Annotated in this window: 11 protein-coding genes; 8 read left to right on the forward strand and 3 right to left on the reverse strand. The window is 44.8% G+C overall.

The features are described from left to right. Nucleotides 1–62 precede the first annotated feature (62 nt). From MRBLPE1_RS30240 to MRBLPE1_RS30260, 5 genes are all read left to right on the forward strand, one after another. On the forward strand, nt 63–1,112 hold the full coding sequence (locus tag MRBLPE1_RS30240) for an ABC transporter substrate-binding protein (RefSeq protein WP_364153339.1): 1,050 nt from the start codon (nt 63–65) through the stop codon (nt 1,110–1,112). Nucleotides 1,113–1,206: 94 nt separating this feature from the next. Beyond that, nucleotides 1,207–2,718 (forward strand): sugar ABC transporter ATP-binding protein, encoded by a 1,512-nt coding sequence (locus MRBLPE1_RS30245; RefSeq protein WP_364153341.1) that lies wholly within the window; start codon nt 1,207–1,209, stop codon nt 2,716–2,718. A 2-nt stretch (nt 2,719–2,720) separates the two neighbouring features. Next, entirely contained in the window at nt 2,721–3,764 is a 1,044-nt protein-coding gene (locus MRBLPE1_RS30250; protein ID WP_364153344.1) for an ABC transporter permease, read from the forward strand. Next, nucleotides 3,754–4,722 carry a galactofuranose ABC transporter, permease protein YjfF gene (yjfF, locus tag MRBLPE1_RS30255; protein WP_364153347.1) on the forward strand — a complete coding sequence of 323 codons (969 nt, stop codon included), beginning with the start codon at nt 3,754–3,756 and terminating at the stop codon, nt 4,720–4,722. The genes MRBLPE1_RS30250 and yjfF overlap by 11 nt, the downstream gene beginning before the upstream one ends. A 17-nt stretch (nt 4,723–4,739) precedes the next feature. Beyond that, nucleotides 4,740–5,783 (forward strand): ABC transporter substrate-binding protein, encoded by a 1,044-nt coding sequence (locus MRBLPE1_RS30260; RefSeq protein WP_364153349.1) that lies wholly within the window; start codon nt 4,740–4,742, stop codon nt 5,781–5,783. A gap of 102 nt (nt 5,784–5,885) precedes the next feature. Here MRBLPE1_RS30260 and MRBLPE1_RS30265 read toward each other — a convergent pair whose 3' ends face one another. Genes MRBLPE1_RS30265 through MRBLPE1_RS30275 form a run of 3 tightly spaced genes read right to left on the reverse strand, consistent with a single transcriptional unit; the run spans nt 5,886 to nt 10,242 of the window. After that, complete coding sequence (locus tag MRBLPE1_RS30265) at nt 5,886–6,851, reverse strand: sugar ABC transporter substrate-binding protein (protein WP_364153351.1); 966 nt, start codon at nt 6,849–6,851, stop codon at nt 5,886–5,888. 1 nt (nt 6,852) lies between these two features. Then, nucleotides 6,853–8,436 carry a response regulator gene (locus MRBLPE1_RS30270; RefSeq protein ID WP_364153354.1) on the reverse strand — a complete coding sequence of 528 codons (1,584 nt, stop codon included), beginning with the start codon at nt 8,434–8,436 and terminating at the stop codon, nt 6,853–6,855. A 12-nt stretch (nt 8,437–8,448) separates the two neighbouring features. Continuing rightward, entirely contained in the window at nt 8,449–10,242 is a 1,794-nt protein-coding gene (locus MRBLPE1_RS30275) for a sensor histidine kinase (protein WP_364153356.1), read from the reverse strand. Nucleotides 10,243–10,604: 362 nt separating this feature from the next. Here MRBLPE1_RS30275 and MRBLPE1_RS30280 point away from each other — a divergent pair, with 362 nt between their 5' ends. The 3 genes from MRBLPE1_RS30280 (at nt 10,605) to MRBLPE1_RS30290 (ending at nt 15,732) form a co-directional block, all read left to right on the forward strand. Next, entirely contained in the window at nt 10,605–12,272 is a 1,668-nt protein-coding gene (locus tag MRBLPE1_RS30280) for an extracellular solute-binding protein (protein ID WP_364153359.1), read from the forward strand. Between the two features lie 84 nt (nt 12,273–12,356). Continuing rightward, nucleotides 12,357–14,105 carry a sensor histidine kinase gene (locus MRBLPE1_RS30285; protein ID WP_364153362.1) on the forward strand — a complete coding sequence of 583 codons (1,749 nt, stop codon included), beginning with the start codon at nt 12,357–12,359 and terminating at the stop codon, nt 14,103–14,105. Next, nucleotides 14,098–15,732 carry a response regulator transcription factor gene (locus tag MRBLPE1_RS30290; protein ID WP_364153364.1) on the forward strand — a complete coding sequence of 545 codons (1,635 nt, stop codon included), beginning with the start codon at nt 14,098–14,100 and terminating at the stop codon, nt 15,730–15,732. Before MRBLPE1_RS30285 ends, MRBLPE1_RS30290 begins: the two co-directional genes overlap by 8 nt. Nucleotides 15,733–15,823 lie beyond the last annotated feature (91 nt).

Consider the following 15,823-nt stretch of genomic DNA (forward strand, 5'->3'; position numbering starts at 1 on the left):
GAAAGCGGTTTATAATTGCCCTACACCAGCGATGGTGATAACGAAAGGGGATGAAAGAAGAAATGAAAAGGTACAGAAAACTAGGAGCGACTGTCGCTCTATCACTCATGATGATTTTTAGCGCTGCTTGCGGGAGTAATGCAAATAACGGTAATTCAGGCGGGGAGAACGCGGGTACGAATGCAGCGGCTGGAGCTGCTGCTAACGATAATGCCGTAAAAGCAAGCGGGGACAAAAAAATTACGCTTGGTTTCTCGCAAGTAGGTGCTGAGAGCGGTTGGCGCTCAGCAAACACCAAATCGATACAAGAGTCTGCAGGTGAAGTGGGCTATGATCTGAAATTTTCCGATGCGCAGCAAAAACAGGAAAACCAAATTAAAGCCATTCGTTCGTTTATCCAACAAAAAGTTGATGTAATCGGCTTCTCCCCCGTAGTTGAATCGGGTTGGGACACGGTTCTTAAAGAAGCGAAAGATGCGGGCATCCCGGTCGTCTTGACCGATCGCGCCGTTGATTCGCAGGATAAATCGCTTTATGTTACATTCATTGGCTCCGATTTCGTGGAAGAAGGCCGTAAAGCCGGACAATGGTTGGTAGATCAGTACAAGGATGCACAGGAACCGGTCAATATCGTAGAACTTCAAGGTACGACTGGCTCCGCGCCGGCGAATGACCGCAAAGCGGGCTTCGAGGAATTGATTAAGTCAAATCCTAACTTAAAGGTTATCGCATCGCAAACAGGTGATTTCACTCGTGCGAAAGGCAAAGAAGTTATGCAAGCCTTTTTGAAAGCCCATAAAGATATCGATGTTCTTTATGCGCACAATGACGACATGGCACTTGGAGCCATTCAGGCAATCGAAGCTGCCGGCCTAAAGCCAGGCGTAGATATTAAAATTATTTCTGTAGATGCGGTTAAGGACGGTATGCAGGCAGCAAGCGAAGGGAAAATCAATTTTATCGTTGAGTGTAATCCTCTGCTAGGGCCTCAATTGATGGAAGCCGTACAAAATATTATGGACGGAAAAGAGATTCCGGCTCGCATTGTGACGGTAGAGTCGACATTCACGTCCGAGCAAGCGAAAGAGGCTTTGCCGACACGGGCTTATTAATTCAAACTTATTTTAAATCAAGCGAGAAAGTCACTCGATCCAGCCGAATGCTGCCTCCAGAGTGGCTTTCTCATTTGAAAAGGAGAGATATCCAGTGAGTGAGATTCAACCTGTTCTGCAAATGACGGGCATTCATAAAGGGTTTCCTGGCGTTCGTGCATTATCAAACGTGAATTTTCGTTTATTCCCGGGCGAGGTTCACGCTTTGATGGGGGAGAACGGAGCAGGTAAATCAACGCTGATTAAAGTGCTGACAGGCGTTTATTCCATCGATAAGGGAACGGTTCTTTTGAACAATAATCAAATTTCGGTTCAAAACCCGCATGAATCACAAGAAGCCGGTATCAGCACCGTATACCAAGAGGTTAATTTATGCACGAATCTTACGGTGGCGGAAAACATCTTTATTGGAAGGGAACCAAGAAGATTGGGCCGAATTCTTTGGAAGGAAATGAACCGGAGGGCAGAAGAACTTCTGCGCGACCGTCTTCATTTGCAAATCGATGTGACGCAGCCTCTGCATGCTTATTCGGTTGCTATTCAGCAGTTAATAGCCATTGCGCGGGCACTCAACATATCGGCCAAGGTGCTCATTCTCGACGAGCCAACCTCAAGCTTGGACAGCAATGAAGTAAAGCAATTGTTCACCATCATGAGAAAGCTGAAAAACGAAGGTCTAGCCATCCTTTTCGTCACGCACTTTCTAGACCAGGTCTATGAAATTTCAGATCGGATAACGATTCTTCGTAACGGCGAATTCATTGGAGAGTATCCGGCTAATAAACTGCCTCGAATCGAACTCGTTTCAAAGATGATTGGCAAAGAACTTCATTTGCTCGAGGACCTTCCGAAATTATCTAATGAGGTAGAGTACCATAGGAATGAATTAGTAGCAGAAGCAACTGGGGCAGGGAGAAAGGGAGCGATAGAGCCCTTTGATTTGAAACTCCATAAAGGAGAAGTTGTTGGACTCGCGGGGTTGCTAGGGTCAGGCCGTACGGAAGCCGCGCGTTTATTTTTCGGAGCTGACAGACCCGACGTGGGATCGGTCGTTGTCTCGGGGACGAAGCAAGCGGTTCATTCCCCTAGGAAAGCAATCGATCAAGGGATAGCATTTTGTTCGGAAAACCGCAAGACCGAGGGCATAATCGATGATTTAACGATTAGAGAAAACATTATTTTGGCTCTCCAAGCGACTCGCGGCTGGCATAAGCCAATTTCCCGCAAGCGACAGGATGAAATCGCCAACGAATATATTAAGCTTTTGAATATTAATCCTCCTAATCCGGAGCATCTCATTAAAAACCTAAGCGGTGGCAATCAACAAAAGGTGCTGCTTGCAAGGTGGCTGCTGACGGATCCTAAATTGCTGATATTGGACGAACCGACAAGGGGAATTGACGTAGGCGCTAAGGCGGAAATTCAGAAGCTTGTGCTATCGCTCGCAAAGAAGGGAATGTCGGTCCTCTTTATTTCCTCAGAACTGGAGGAAGTGCTGCGGGTTAGCAATCGCATAGCCGTATTGCGGGACAGACGCAAGGTAAAGGAAATTACGGACGAAAAATTCAGTCAGCAAGAAATTATGCAGACCATCGCAGGAGGATAAACATGATGAAAAGGGTGTTCAAACACCATCTATTTTGGCCTTTGAGTGTTTTAGGCGGATTGCTTTTATTTAATTTATTATATTCTCCTGACTTTTTCTCAATTGTCATGAGAGACGGACATTTGTACGGCAGTTTGATCGATATTTTAAATTTCGGAGCTCCTTTGATGCTCGTTTCCATTGGAATGACCATTGTCATTGCAACGAAAGGCATAGACTTGTCCGTTGGCTCCATTGTGGCCATCGCAGGAGCAGTTACCTGCATGACAATAAGCAAGGGGGCTGATCAAAATGCGCTTTCGCTTGTGTTAACAGGAATTGGAATGTCTCTCATCCTGTCTTTAGTATTAGGAGTTTGGAACGGCATCCTCGTTGCCGGAGCAGGCATACAGCCAATTATTGCAACTCTTATCCTTATGGTTGCCGGCCGGGGGATCGCACAGTTAATTACAAGCGGCCAAATTATTACGGTTTCCAGTCCGACATATGCGTATATAGGAACAGGTGCGTTAGCTTCTCTTCCGTTTTCTATATTTGTAGTCCTATTTATATTCGTTATCGCTGCTTTGTTAACAAGAAAAACGGCGTTAGGCATATTTATTGAGTCAGTCGGCTCTAATCCGAATGCAAGCCGTTTAGCCGGTATCCGTTCCAATTTCGTTATCATTTCAGTTTATGTGTTTTGCGGTTTATGCGCGGGTATTGCGGGTTTGCTGCTCAGTTCCAACGTTTCCAGCGCCGACGGCAACAATGCAGGTCTCTGGTATGAGCTGGATGCGATCCTGGCAGTCGTTATCGGAGGAACCTCACTGAATGGAGGACGTTTTTACCTGATGGGTACAATCATCGGCGCGTTGATTATCCAGACGTTGACGACAACGATATACATGATCGGGGTACCGCCAGAAATTACACTCGTCGTTAAAGCCTTTGTTGTACTCGCCGTTTGCCTGATTCAATCGGAAACGTTCCGGCAGACGATCGTCAAGAGATGGAAAACGAGGCATTACCCCGCAGAAAAGGAGATCGTACGCCATGCTTCTTAACCGTAGATACATCCCTATTTTAGTTACGTTTGGTTTGTTCATTATTATGTTTGCGGCAGGATCCTTTCGATATACGGGCTTTTTTTCTCTTCAGGTGCTGCTAAATCTTCTCATTGATAACTCATTTCTTCTTATTGTTGCAGTAGGAATGTCATTCGTTATCTTATCGGGGGGCATTGATTTGTCCGTCGGTTCGGTCATCGCTTTAACGACCATGATTTCCGCTAGTCTGATCCAGCAGCAGGGATGGCCGCCTGCAGTGGTCATTACTCTTGTCTTAATTATCGGTTCCCTCTTCGGTTACGCGATGGGCGCCATTATTCATTATTTCAAAATCCAGCCTTTTATCGTAACGTTGGCTGGGATGTTTTTGGCAAGAGGTCTTTGTTATATGATAAGCATTAATACCATTACGATTGATAATCCTTTCTACACAGCAGTCGCGCAAACCAAAATCCCATTGCCCGGCGGAAGTTTTGTATCCATTAGCGTAATCATTGCCATCGTCGTCGTTATCGCTGCTATCTACGTCGCGCATTATACCCGCTTCGGACGCAATGTTTATGCAGTCGGCGGCAGCGAGCAATCTTCTTTGCTCATGGGCTTGCCCGTAGCCAAAACAAAAATAATGGTGTATACGTTAAGCGGATTCTGTTCTGCCCTTGCCGGTGTTGTCTTTACATTCTATATGCTTTCGGGTTACGGGCTGCACGCAGTAGGACTTGAGCTCGACACGATCGCTGCGGTTGTAATCGGGGGGACACTGCTTTCTGGAGGTGTCGGTTATATTGCGGGAACCTTCTTTGGCGTATTGATTCAGGGGGTTATCCAAACTATAATTAGCTTCGAAGGAACGTTGAGCTCTTGGTGGACGAAGATCGTTATCGGTCTGCTGCTTTGCGTTTTCATTCTTCTACAGAAGGTTCTCAGCGCAAGACGCTCCACGATAAAAGCTTAAAAGATTGAGGGGGACTTATGCGTAGTATCTTAAAATGGATGAGTATCCCCATGCTTGTTATTTTTCTCGGCGGCTGCTGGTGGGGAGTCCAATCGGAACAAACGGTATCGATGGATGAATCGTTAACAGAAACGGACCTGTGGACACCTCCGATTACACCCACTGACGGATTGGGGGAGAGAATTAAGCTGGGCTTCTCTCAGCTCGGAAGCGAAAGTGATTGGCGAAGGGCGAATACGGCTTCAATCACCGAAGCGGCTGAAGAAGCGGGAATCACACTAATGATGGAAAACGCCGAGCAGTCCCAGGAAAAACAGTTTGAGGCCATTCGAGCCTTTATTAAGCAAAAAGTGGATGTCATTGCAATAGCTCCGGTTGTGCAATCCGGCTGGGAAGCTATTCTGAAAGAGGTTAAGGAGGCTGGCATTCCGGTCGTCGTCTTGGATCGATCCGTTAACGTAGAGGATACATCCCTTTATGTTACATTTATCGGACCGGATTTTTACGAGGAAGGAATCAAGGCGGCCAAGTATGCTATTGATAAAATGCGCAATCATCCGGGACCTATCCGCATTGCCGAGTTAGAAGGTACGGTAGGATCCACGCCTTCAATCGACCGCGGGAGAGGTTTTAGGGATGCCATTGCGGGTAGAGAAGGCATGAATATTATCTGGAGCAGTCCGGCGGATTTTACCGTAAAAGAAGGAACCAGAGTGATGAGGGAGTTTCTAAAGGAAGCAGGAAGCGAACGGCCTCAACTTTTATTTTCACATAATGACGACATGGCGATTGGGGCAATTGAAGCCATTGAACAATCAGGACTTATTCCTGGCGAGGATATTATTATCATATCCGTAGATGGCACGCGGCAAGCATTCGAAATGATGGTAGAAGGAAAAATCAATGCGGTCGTGGAATGTAACCCGCTGCTAGGTCCATTGCTTATGCAGGCTACTAAGGAAATCATGGCGGGAAGAACTTTACCAAAAAGGATGATTCCGCCCGAAGATATCTTTACCCAGGAGAATGCTGCGACAGAAGTGAATAAAAGGAAATATTAGACCGATCATCACAAAGGCGAAACTGCTGAATCTCAAATTCAGCGGTTTTTTGTTGTTTGCAGCTAAGGGAAGACCCTAAGATGATAAAAAAGGAACCCAGGCTCACTTTTGATCATCTTGGGGTCCTTTTCCAAGTTTTAAAATCCCTGTATCAATCATTTCGGGAATCGTTTCGCCTCCGCTTACTTTTATAAGGGCTTCTATGATCTTTTGACCCCATTGATTTTCGTATTGCGAAATAATAGAGGTCACTTGGCCATTAAGCAGTGCTTCTTCGATTTTCGGCGTAGCTCCTATACTGAGGACATGCCTATTTAACCCATATGCTTTCCAGATCAAAATGGAAGCAGAGCTGGACACGAAATCAAGGCTGAGGAAGGCATTGAAATGCGGGTGCGCGTTAATCATTTCCTCTTGTTCCGTTATGGCGAGATCTTCACGGCCGTCATTGTAACGGACCTCCAACACTTCTATTTCCGTCTCATCATTTAAATAGTTGAGAAGTCCTTCAAGCCTTTCCTTTAGGCTATCCATTTCCGGCATTCCCGTCCCTACCAAAACCATCCCTTTTCCATTAAGCAATAGATCCGTTGCTTTACCGAGTTGTCGGCCTGTTTCGTAGTTGTCGGCGCCGATATAGCTGAGCCTTTTGCTGCCAGGCGAGTCTGTCTCGAAGCAGATGACGGGTATGCCTTGTTCTACCGCTTTATTGATAACGGGGGCAAGTGCATCGGGGTTCACGGGCGCGATAGCGATTCCGTCAACCTTCTGTTTAATCATCGATTCCATAATGCGAATTTGCTGCTCCAGGTTGGCTTCATCGGGAGCTGAGACTAATAGGCGTATATTGGCCGCTTTTGCGGTCTCCTCCGCATTCTCGGTTATTTTCTCATAGGCTGGAAAGGCCATAGGGAAGATGATTCCGAATACACGGTCCCTATCGGACGGTATGGTGCTGGGCTCTGATGAGTTCACCAGGCTTGTTGGAGGAGCCGACTGGCAGCTCACTATAAACAGTGCAAGGAGCAAGAGCATAAAAACCCAACTGCGTCGTTTATGGAGCAGCATGTTATTTTCCTCCGTCTTCCATAACATGCAGCTTCTCATTTGTGCTGCCTTGACGCCTAAACTCCATGGGCGTCATACCCGTTACTTTTTTGAAAATATTAGAGAAGTAATGCTGATCGTGGTAACCGACTTCAAACGCGATTTCAAACGTTTTTCTGCGAGTCGTTTTAAGCAGCTCCTTCGCTTTGCGGATTCGGGATTGCGTTAAATACTCGGTTAGCGTTTGGCTCGTTTCTTGACTGAACACTTTGCTTAAGTGACTGGGACTGACCCCTACATGTTTAGATACGACATGAAGTGACAATTGATCATCGTTGTAATGCTCATTAATGAATTGCTTGACGCTGGCGATCAGCGCACCGTATTGATCGGAGCCTTTCGAACGCCACAGCCACAAACGGTCCAGTAAAATAAGCAGATACCGAACGCAATCTTCCCAGCATGAAATCTCTCTAATCTGCTGTTGGAGCTCTTTTATCGTGTCAGAAGTATGATTGGAAGCCGTGAAGCTTTGCTTTGCGACACGGAAAGCCTCCAGTGTAATATCGTTTAGCAAATAGCAGCCATACATGGATGATTGCCAATCAAGACTCCTAAGCTCGGCTGCGAATTCATTTACGAATGGTTCAGCCTTTACGGAACTTCCTATCTTCATGAAATCAACGAAGAGATTGCGATCCAATAAGATATTGCTGATAGAAGAAGCTTTAATAAAGTCTTTAAATGCCAATTTGTTTTGATTGGAAAGCCGTTGCAGGTTTTTATCGTCATCTGCCTCCAAGAATGAGCTGTGTATGCCTTGGAGTCGGTCTTGAATGCTTCCTACCCCTATGGACAGATCGCAGTTGAATAGTTCCTGCAGCTCATATCGGAGCTTATTGACAATGATGTTCATGGCTTCGGATATGGCCGTTTTATCGTTTTCTTTGATAATCCAAATCATTTCCGATCGGTTGCGTTTGTAAGAAAAGCCGGTAATCAAGCTTTCCATTCGTTCTTTAAGGACATGCTCCACTTGCTCAGTACGTAACGATTCTTCGGATTCATGAACTCGAATGTCAATGATCGCAACCGCATAGTAGCGGGCAATTAAGTTAATTGAAATATTGCCTGAGGTTTCAATGGCATCGGAGGTACCGATCAGGCCACCGCATAGGTCGGAAAGCAATTTATCACTCGTATAAGTTAACTTTTTCTTATCCTGCCGTTCTTTGTCGATTCTTCTGCTAATCTTATGCAGCATTTCTATCAAATCCGACGCACCGACAGGCTTGAGGCAATAATCCTCAACGCCAATGCGAAGAGCGGACTGGGCATAATGGAATTCGTCATGTCCCGTAAGAATAATTATTTTGATATCCGGCATACGCTGACGAACGATCGTGCTAAGCTCGAGTCCGTTCATAAAGGGCATCTTTATATCGGTAATTAATATATCCGGCATCCGCTCTTCGATTAGAGGCAGCGCCATTTCCCCATCGGGTGCATCGCCGCAGTAGATAAAGCCCTCTTGCTCCCAATCTACGCAATTTCTAATGCTTTCCCTAATTAAGATTTCGTCATCAATCAACATCACTTTTTTCATGGTGCTGCCTCCTTATTTCTTTGGTATACGGAGGGAGATACGAGCCCCTTCTCCTTCGATGCTATCTAATTGCAGGCCGTAATGATCGCCGAAATAAAGACGAAGCCTTTGATGCACATTATTTAAACCAAACCCTCCTTCGCCAGGTTTATCAGGCAGTTCGGCGTCTTTGGGCAGTTCAAGCTGACGTCTTAGCTCGGCTAACCGTTCGGGATTTATGCCTATCCCGTTATCCTCGACGTTCAATATAATATTTCTCTCATTCTCGACATACCCGGTTATTCGAATATGTCCCATGCCTCTTTTGTTTTTGATGCCGTGATACAAAGCATTCTCCACAAGAGGCTGCAGCGTCATGCCAAGCATCGGATATACCTGCAGTTCCGCTGGTACGTCAATTTCATAGGAGAGGATGTCCCGGTACCGCATTTGCTGAATCGTTAAATAACTTTGTACATGCTCAAGTTCCGTCTTTAACGATATCCATTCTCTCCCTTTATTGAGCGTAAGCCGAAAAAAGCGAGCCAGCGCTTTCACTAATTTGATTACGCTTTCATTTTTGCCTGATTCAGCCATCCAGATGATGGATTCCAGCGTGTTATATAAAAAATGAGGATTAATTTGCGCCTGCAGCGTACGCAGCTCTGCTTTCTGAACTTGTTCCTGCTCGCGAATGCTTTTTTCTAGAAGCAGCTTAATGTTTTCCAGCATGATATTAAAGCTGTTGCTAAGATCCGTAATCTCATCATGGCCGGCAGGCTTTACCTTTGCTTCCAGATAGCCGCTCGCGGCTTGCTTCATTTTATTTTTCAGGATCTGGATGGGCCGAGTCAGCCGTTGTGTCAGGGATATATAAATGGCAATTGCAAAAACGGCGCTAAGGATCACGCTGGCAATGATTAGAAGCCTAATTTCATTCGCCTCGAAAATGATTTCCCGCAAAGGTGCCATGCCAATGATGGTCCAATCCGTTGTTTGCGATTTTACATGAACGACGAGTTTCTTATTTCCATCAATCGTTTGGACGAAACTGCCAGAAGCATTAGTGAATGTATTTGGCATTCCATTCCCCGCAGGAATGTTGATCTGTTCACCGGCGGAAGGCTTGAAAATCGGAACTCCTTGCGGATCCAGCACATAGAAGAAGCCTGTTTTGCCAATGGTGACATTATCGCAAAATTGTTCAATAATAGAGTCATCAAGGTCGATGACGATAAAACCAATCACTTCGTTTGTAATACGCTGCTGGATTGGCGCAATAATGGAAATGACGCTTTTGTCAGGGTAAGTAAAGCCGTCCAACCGATCGAACTCGGAGGAAGAGGACGGAGGTACCTTTAATACAAGACCCGGATCATTCGTCAATTGCACAAAATGCGGATTTCTGAGAGGATTATGGTCAAGTTGAAAAAGTCCTCTACGCTCGCTGATTCCTTTACCGTAGAGATTGACCATTTGAATGTTCAGTACGCTATCATATTTGTATGTATCACGGTACATCTCAAAGGTACGTACGATTTCTTTGGCCTCCGCGTTTGTTTCGGATTGCGAGATCAGAAAATGAAGAACCTTCGGATTATTTCCGAGCTCCAGCAGCTTAAGCGTATCCTGAAATAGCACATCGATGTTTCGGACCAGTTGATCCGCAACAAGTATGGTGGAGGCCTTGCTGTGATCGGATACGGTATGGTAAGACTTTTGATAGGATACAAGACCAACCACCAGCAGCGGGATTGATGTCAAAATAATAAACATCACCAGCAGCTTTGCACGCAGGCTCGATGTAATGCGTCGTATGAGCTTCATACTTTTTTTCCTTTCTATTAGGCCTTAACTCATATTGCAATTACATCATATATCAAAATCAGTGAGTTGAGAGTAAGAAATGGAATCGTCGATAAAAAATACAACTTTTAAATAAAATTGTACACTTTCCATTACACTCCAAAGAAGAGGGCCAAATCTATATGAGTTCAAGAACGATCGATTGCTCAACTACTGAAAAATGCCTTTGTGGGAAATTATTTTTGAAAAAATCAGTAAAGATCGGGTAACGAAATAAAGATATGTGTCTTGTATGATCAGAATGCAATTTGGATAATTGTAATGTTACGGTTGTCGCAATCATTATATGTGAAATGGGGTAAGAACTGTTGCGGGTACCTATAATGAATAAGGCCAAGCTCATGCTGACTGCATTATTGTCTGTTCAAATTTTATCGGCATGCAGTCAAAGCGACAGTACGAATAATCAAATTCCTGATGGGAACGATCACGTGACCGAGTATCAAGACCTAGGATTAAGCAAGTATAATCCGCCGATAGAAGTTACCTTTGTGAGGGAAACCAGCGTCGGTATGGAAAACTTAATAGGATTACTGCCGGGACAAACGTTGGAGGACAACACTTGGAGCCGTTTTTATGAACAGGTGCTCGGCATTAAAATAAAGTATGATTGGATCGCCAAAGGCGATCTCTATCATCAAAAATTAGGCGTTGCGCTTGCTTCGGGAGATATACCCGAAGTAGTAAGGGTCAATGCGCAGCAGCTCAGACTGCTCAGTAATGCAGGATTAATTCAAGATTTATCCGAGGTTTACGAGAAATACGCCACTCCGCTTACCAAGCGAATCCTTAGTCAGGAAGGAAACGGTCCTTTCGATGCGGCGACGATCGATGGAAAGCTGATGGGAATTCCGGAAACGGGCTCCTCTATTGAAGGAGCCCAGTATATATGGATCCGAACGGATTGGTTGGATCAGCTTGGTATTAAACCGCCCCAAACCATGGATGACGTTTTGGCGATTTCGAAAGCGTTTACAGAAAAGGATCCGGACCAAAACGGCGACAATGACACGTTTGGGCTTGCGATCACGCAATATTTGTGGGATCCCGTTATGGGAATAACGGCATTTATGGCAGGTTATAATGCGTTCCCGAATATTTGGATTGAGGATGATTCCGGTAAACTCGCCTATGGAGGAATTCAACCGGAAGTGAAAGAGGCGTTAAAAGTACTGCAGGTCATGTATCGAAAGGGTCAAATCGATAGCGAATTCGGGTTTAAAGACGGCAATAAAGTGAAGGAGCAAGTCGCTGCCGGGAAGATCGGAATGCTGTACGGGCAGCAATGGGGGTCGTTTTTGGTTCAAGTGAGCCGCGATAACAATATTAATGCCCAGTGGCAGGCATTTCCGATCGTTTCTTTATCGGGAGTAGCGCCGAAGGTACCGCTCAGTTTCAGCACAAATCAGTTCCTTGCGGTGAGGAAGGACTTTAAACATCCCGAAGCCATCGTTAAGCTTTTTAATTTACACCTGGAGAAAAATTGGGGAGAAACGGCCGAATATGAAACTTACTATATCTCTCCGCTCCCTATATGGCAGCTATCCCCTGTAACCCCTTATCCGGCAAGGAAAAACCTGGAGGCGTTTCGGCAACTAGACGAGGCCCGCCGCACCGGGGATACTTCCGTGTTAAAGGACGAAGCCAAAGCCATACAGAAGAACATTGATACCTATCTGTCCGGAGATAAGAATAAGGAATCAGGGTGGGGATGGGAACGAACATACGGTCCCTCAGGAGCCTTTGCGATCCTTGACCAATACGAAAAGAATAACCAGCTATTGTATGAGAGTTTTGTCGGAGCCCCCACGGAAACGATGATTGAGAAACAAGCCATTCTGGATAATCTTCAACACGAGACTTTTGTTGATATCATTCTTGGCAGGCCCATCGACGAATTCGATCAATTTGTTGAAGAATGGCATAAGTTGGGCGGAGAAAAGATGACAACAGAGGTAAATCAGTGGTTTGCAGGAAGAGACAGCAAGTGAAGATAAGGTGGACAACCTCTGGCTTTGTCTGCTAACAGCTTAAACATTTTAAACATACTTTAAAGCGGCTACGGAGGCGTTTTCTTGCTTAAATTTCCCGCCATATCCATACGAAATACAATCTTCGTCCGGCTGGTCTTTACTTACCTTCTCGTTATACTCCCCATCATTTTACTTGGGGCGTATTTGTATAACTGGAGCTACAAAAATGCTAGCCAGGATATATCGAGAGCAACCGTTAAACAGTTGACTTATTATTTAGAAGGATTAAACCGTGAACTCGAGTGGATGGAGCTTCAGCAATTCGATATTTTGGAGGATAGCGAACTAAATAAGCTTGCAGCCACTTGGGGGATGATGGATAACGCAGAAAGAAGATCAGGTTTGAACTACCTGCTGCATCAGCTTACCTCTTTCCAAAATAGCAGCCCCTATATCAAAGATATTTATGTGCATATCCGTACCATTAACAAAACGGTCTCGACGGCTAAAGCGATCTATGATTTTGATTCGGAAAGGTTCGATTATTTTCGCTCCACTGCCGGAGGAAATGAGAATCGGCTTATTAATTGGAATAACACGCTTTATATGAGTGCTTCTAAACAAAGCGGGAAAAAGGGAGAGGAACCTTTATTCCTTGTCGAAATCGAATTGGACACGGAGAAGCTAAGGGATTCTTTGCATCAGATCAACATTTATCCGGATAGCGGCTCTTTTCTGATCTCGGTTACGACGGGCTTTACGTTAATGAGCCAAGGGAACTCTAACCCTATTAACCAGGACTACATGAGGGTAGCGAATGCATCAAGCGGCAGCACTTTTTTATTGAATATGAATGGCAAAAAGTATCATTTCAATAAAGCCAATTCCGAGAAACTGGGACTTACCGTCGTTACCTATTTACCCGAAGAAACGGTCAAAAGACCACTGAGCATTTTTTATAGATGGGCTTGGGTGTTCGCCATAACGTCATTTTTTGCCGTTGTTATCTTTTCCTATTCTTCTTATAAGATTATCCATAAACCGCTGCTGTCTCTCGTTCAGAGCTTTAAACGGATGGAAGGAGGTGCATTGAACATTCGAATCGAACACGAACAGAAAGATGAATTTGGCTATTTGTATACAAGATTCAACCATATGCTTACGAAATTGCAAAGCCTTATTGATCAGGATTTCAAACAAAAAATGATGATGCAAAAGGCAGAGCTAAAGCAGCTGCAATCCCAGATTAACCCGCATTTTCTGTATAACAGCTTCTTCATTCTGAACTCATTGGCCAAAACCGGGGATGTCGATCGGATCGAACAATTTACCAATATGCTTGGCGAGTATTTCAGGTTTATTACCCGAAACGGGGAAGACCATGTTTTATTGTCGGAAGAAACGAGACACTCCCAAATGTATACGGAAATACAAAAACTCCGATTCTCAAGACGCATTCGAGTGCAATTTGATGACTTACCGAAGGAAATGGAACAAATCAAGGTACCAAGATTAATCATTCAGCCCATTATCGAGAACGCTTACGAGCATAGTCTCGAGAAAATGACAGAGGAAGGTTTGCTTCGCGTTTCGTTCGAGATGGATTATGCCGAGGCTCGAATCATTGTAGAGGATAACGGAGATAGCATTAGCGATTCCGAGATTGAAGCGTTAAGGGATCGGCTGGATCCTACCGCCGAATCCTATGAAATGACGGGCGTGATCAACATTCATCGCCGCCTTGTTTTAACATACGGGGAAGGCAGCGGCTTGAATCTATCAAGGAGCGAGCTGAACGGCTTGAAAGTCATCATTAGAATCAAGCTGCAGGAGGCGGTTTGGGATGTATAGACTGTTAATCGTCGATGATGAAGAAATAATTACGGATGGTCTATACGAAGTGTTTAATCAGCTCATGCCGGAAGAGATGGATATTTGCAGAGCCTACTCCGGCAAAGAAGCGCTAAATTGGATGTCCCGTACGAGAATCGATATCGTTCTAACCGACATTCGCATGCCCGGGATGAGCGGTTTGGAACTAACCGAAGAAATTCAAACCTATTGGCCAAGATGCAGAATCATTTTTCTCACCGGATACAGTGAATTCGACTATGCCTATAAAGCCATTCAAATGTCAAATGTCCGGTATTTGTTGAAAACGGAAGGGTACGCGAAGGTAACCCAAACCGTGCAAGAAGTCATGCAGGAATTAAATCACGGCATTCAATTGAATGAATTATTGGAGCAATCCCGCGAACAGAAGGATACGCTTGAATTTATGGCGCAAGGGGATTACTTTAGGCATTTCCTGCAAGAGAGCCATGGTTTTTATGGAAATCAAGAAGCGTTAGTCCAAGATTTTGACAAATTAAATATTAGTGTGGATCCTAAAGCGCCGGTCGTGCTGGCCCTTGGCCGCTTATCGTATGCCGCTGCTGCTTCCTATACCGAAAGAAGCCAAATCCTTGCTTCCTCTAGAATTATATGGAATTCATTTATGAAGGATCAGACACGAAGCATTGGAATCGTGGATAAGTACGGTGACATCGTATGGTTCATTCAGACTTCGATGCACTCCGAGGAAAAGTTCAACAATCATTTCATGCGTTATTTGGAGGGAACGCTGGAGCTGATCCAAGAAGCCTGTCTCGCATCCCTTGGTTTGACGATAGGTTTTACGATAAGCGGCGCTTCCTGTGAGTGGGGAAACGTAACCCCGCAGTATGAGAGGCTTAGACAGCTTCAGCAGTTAAAAATCGGAGACGGCATTTCCATGATTTTAATGGACCGTTCCGATCAATTCAATAGTTCTTCTATTAAAGAAGGATTTGTACCGAGCCATAAAGCCGAGGTCATGGAGGCGCATCTTGAGGCAGGCAGGGCGGCGGAATTTTTCGATGATTTAGAAGAAATGTCGAGATCCATGCTGCAGGCTAGCGGAAAAGTCCAGCGAACGATCGAAGGGTATTATTCAATCGCGCTTGTTCTGCTGTCTTACATCAACCGAATGGGGCTGCACAGTCAAATCGAGGATAACGGAAAGCTTATGCGATTGGATGACCATGCCTCCATGAAAGAGGGATTCCTTTATCTTAAACAAATCGCGGACGAGATATTTAAATTCAAACACAAGGATGAACGAGACAGAGCTTCGCATGTGATCGAGCGGATATGCCAATTTATCGAGGAGCATTTAAGCGAGGACTTGTCTTTGGTTCGACTCGCGGAAATCCACTATTTTAATCCGTCATACTTATCCCGCTTTTTCAAACAGGAACGCGGAATTAATTTATCCGAGTATATCGATAAATGCCGATTAAGAAAAGCAAAGGATCTTCTTAGAGACGGAGATTTGAAGGTGCGGGAAGTGGCTTCGTTCGTAGGTTACGAGGCAGCCCATTCTTTTACCCGTTTTTTCAAAAAAGCAACGGCATTGACACCCCAAGAATACCGCGACAGTTTATCCGTAATTGAATGAGTTATGTTCATGGTGAGTATGAATAGTCTTTTTTTCAATGAGTTCGTGATAGGTTCGTAAGTTCTGTTCTTATTAATGCGAGTTCATATAA

It is taken from the genome of Paenibacillus sp. LPE1-1-1.1 (assembly GCF_040676435.1).
Lineage (GTDB): Bacteria > Bacillota > Bacilli > Paenibacillales > Paenibacillaceae > Pristimantibacillus.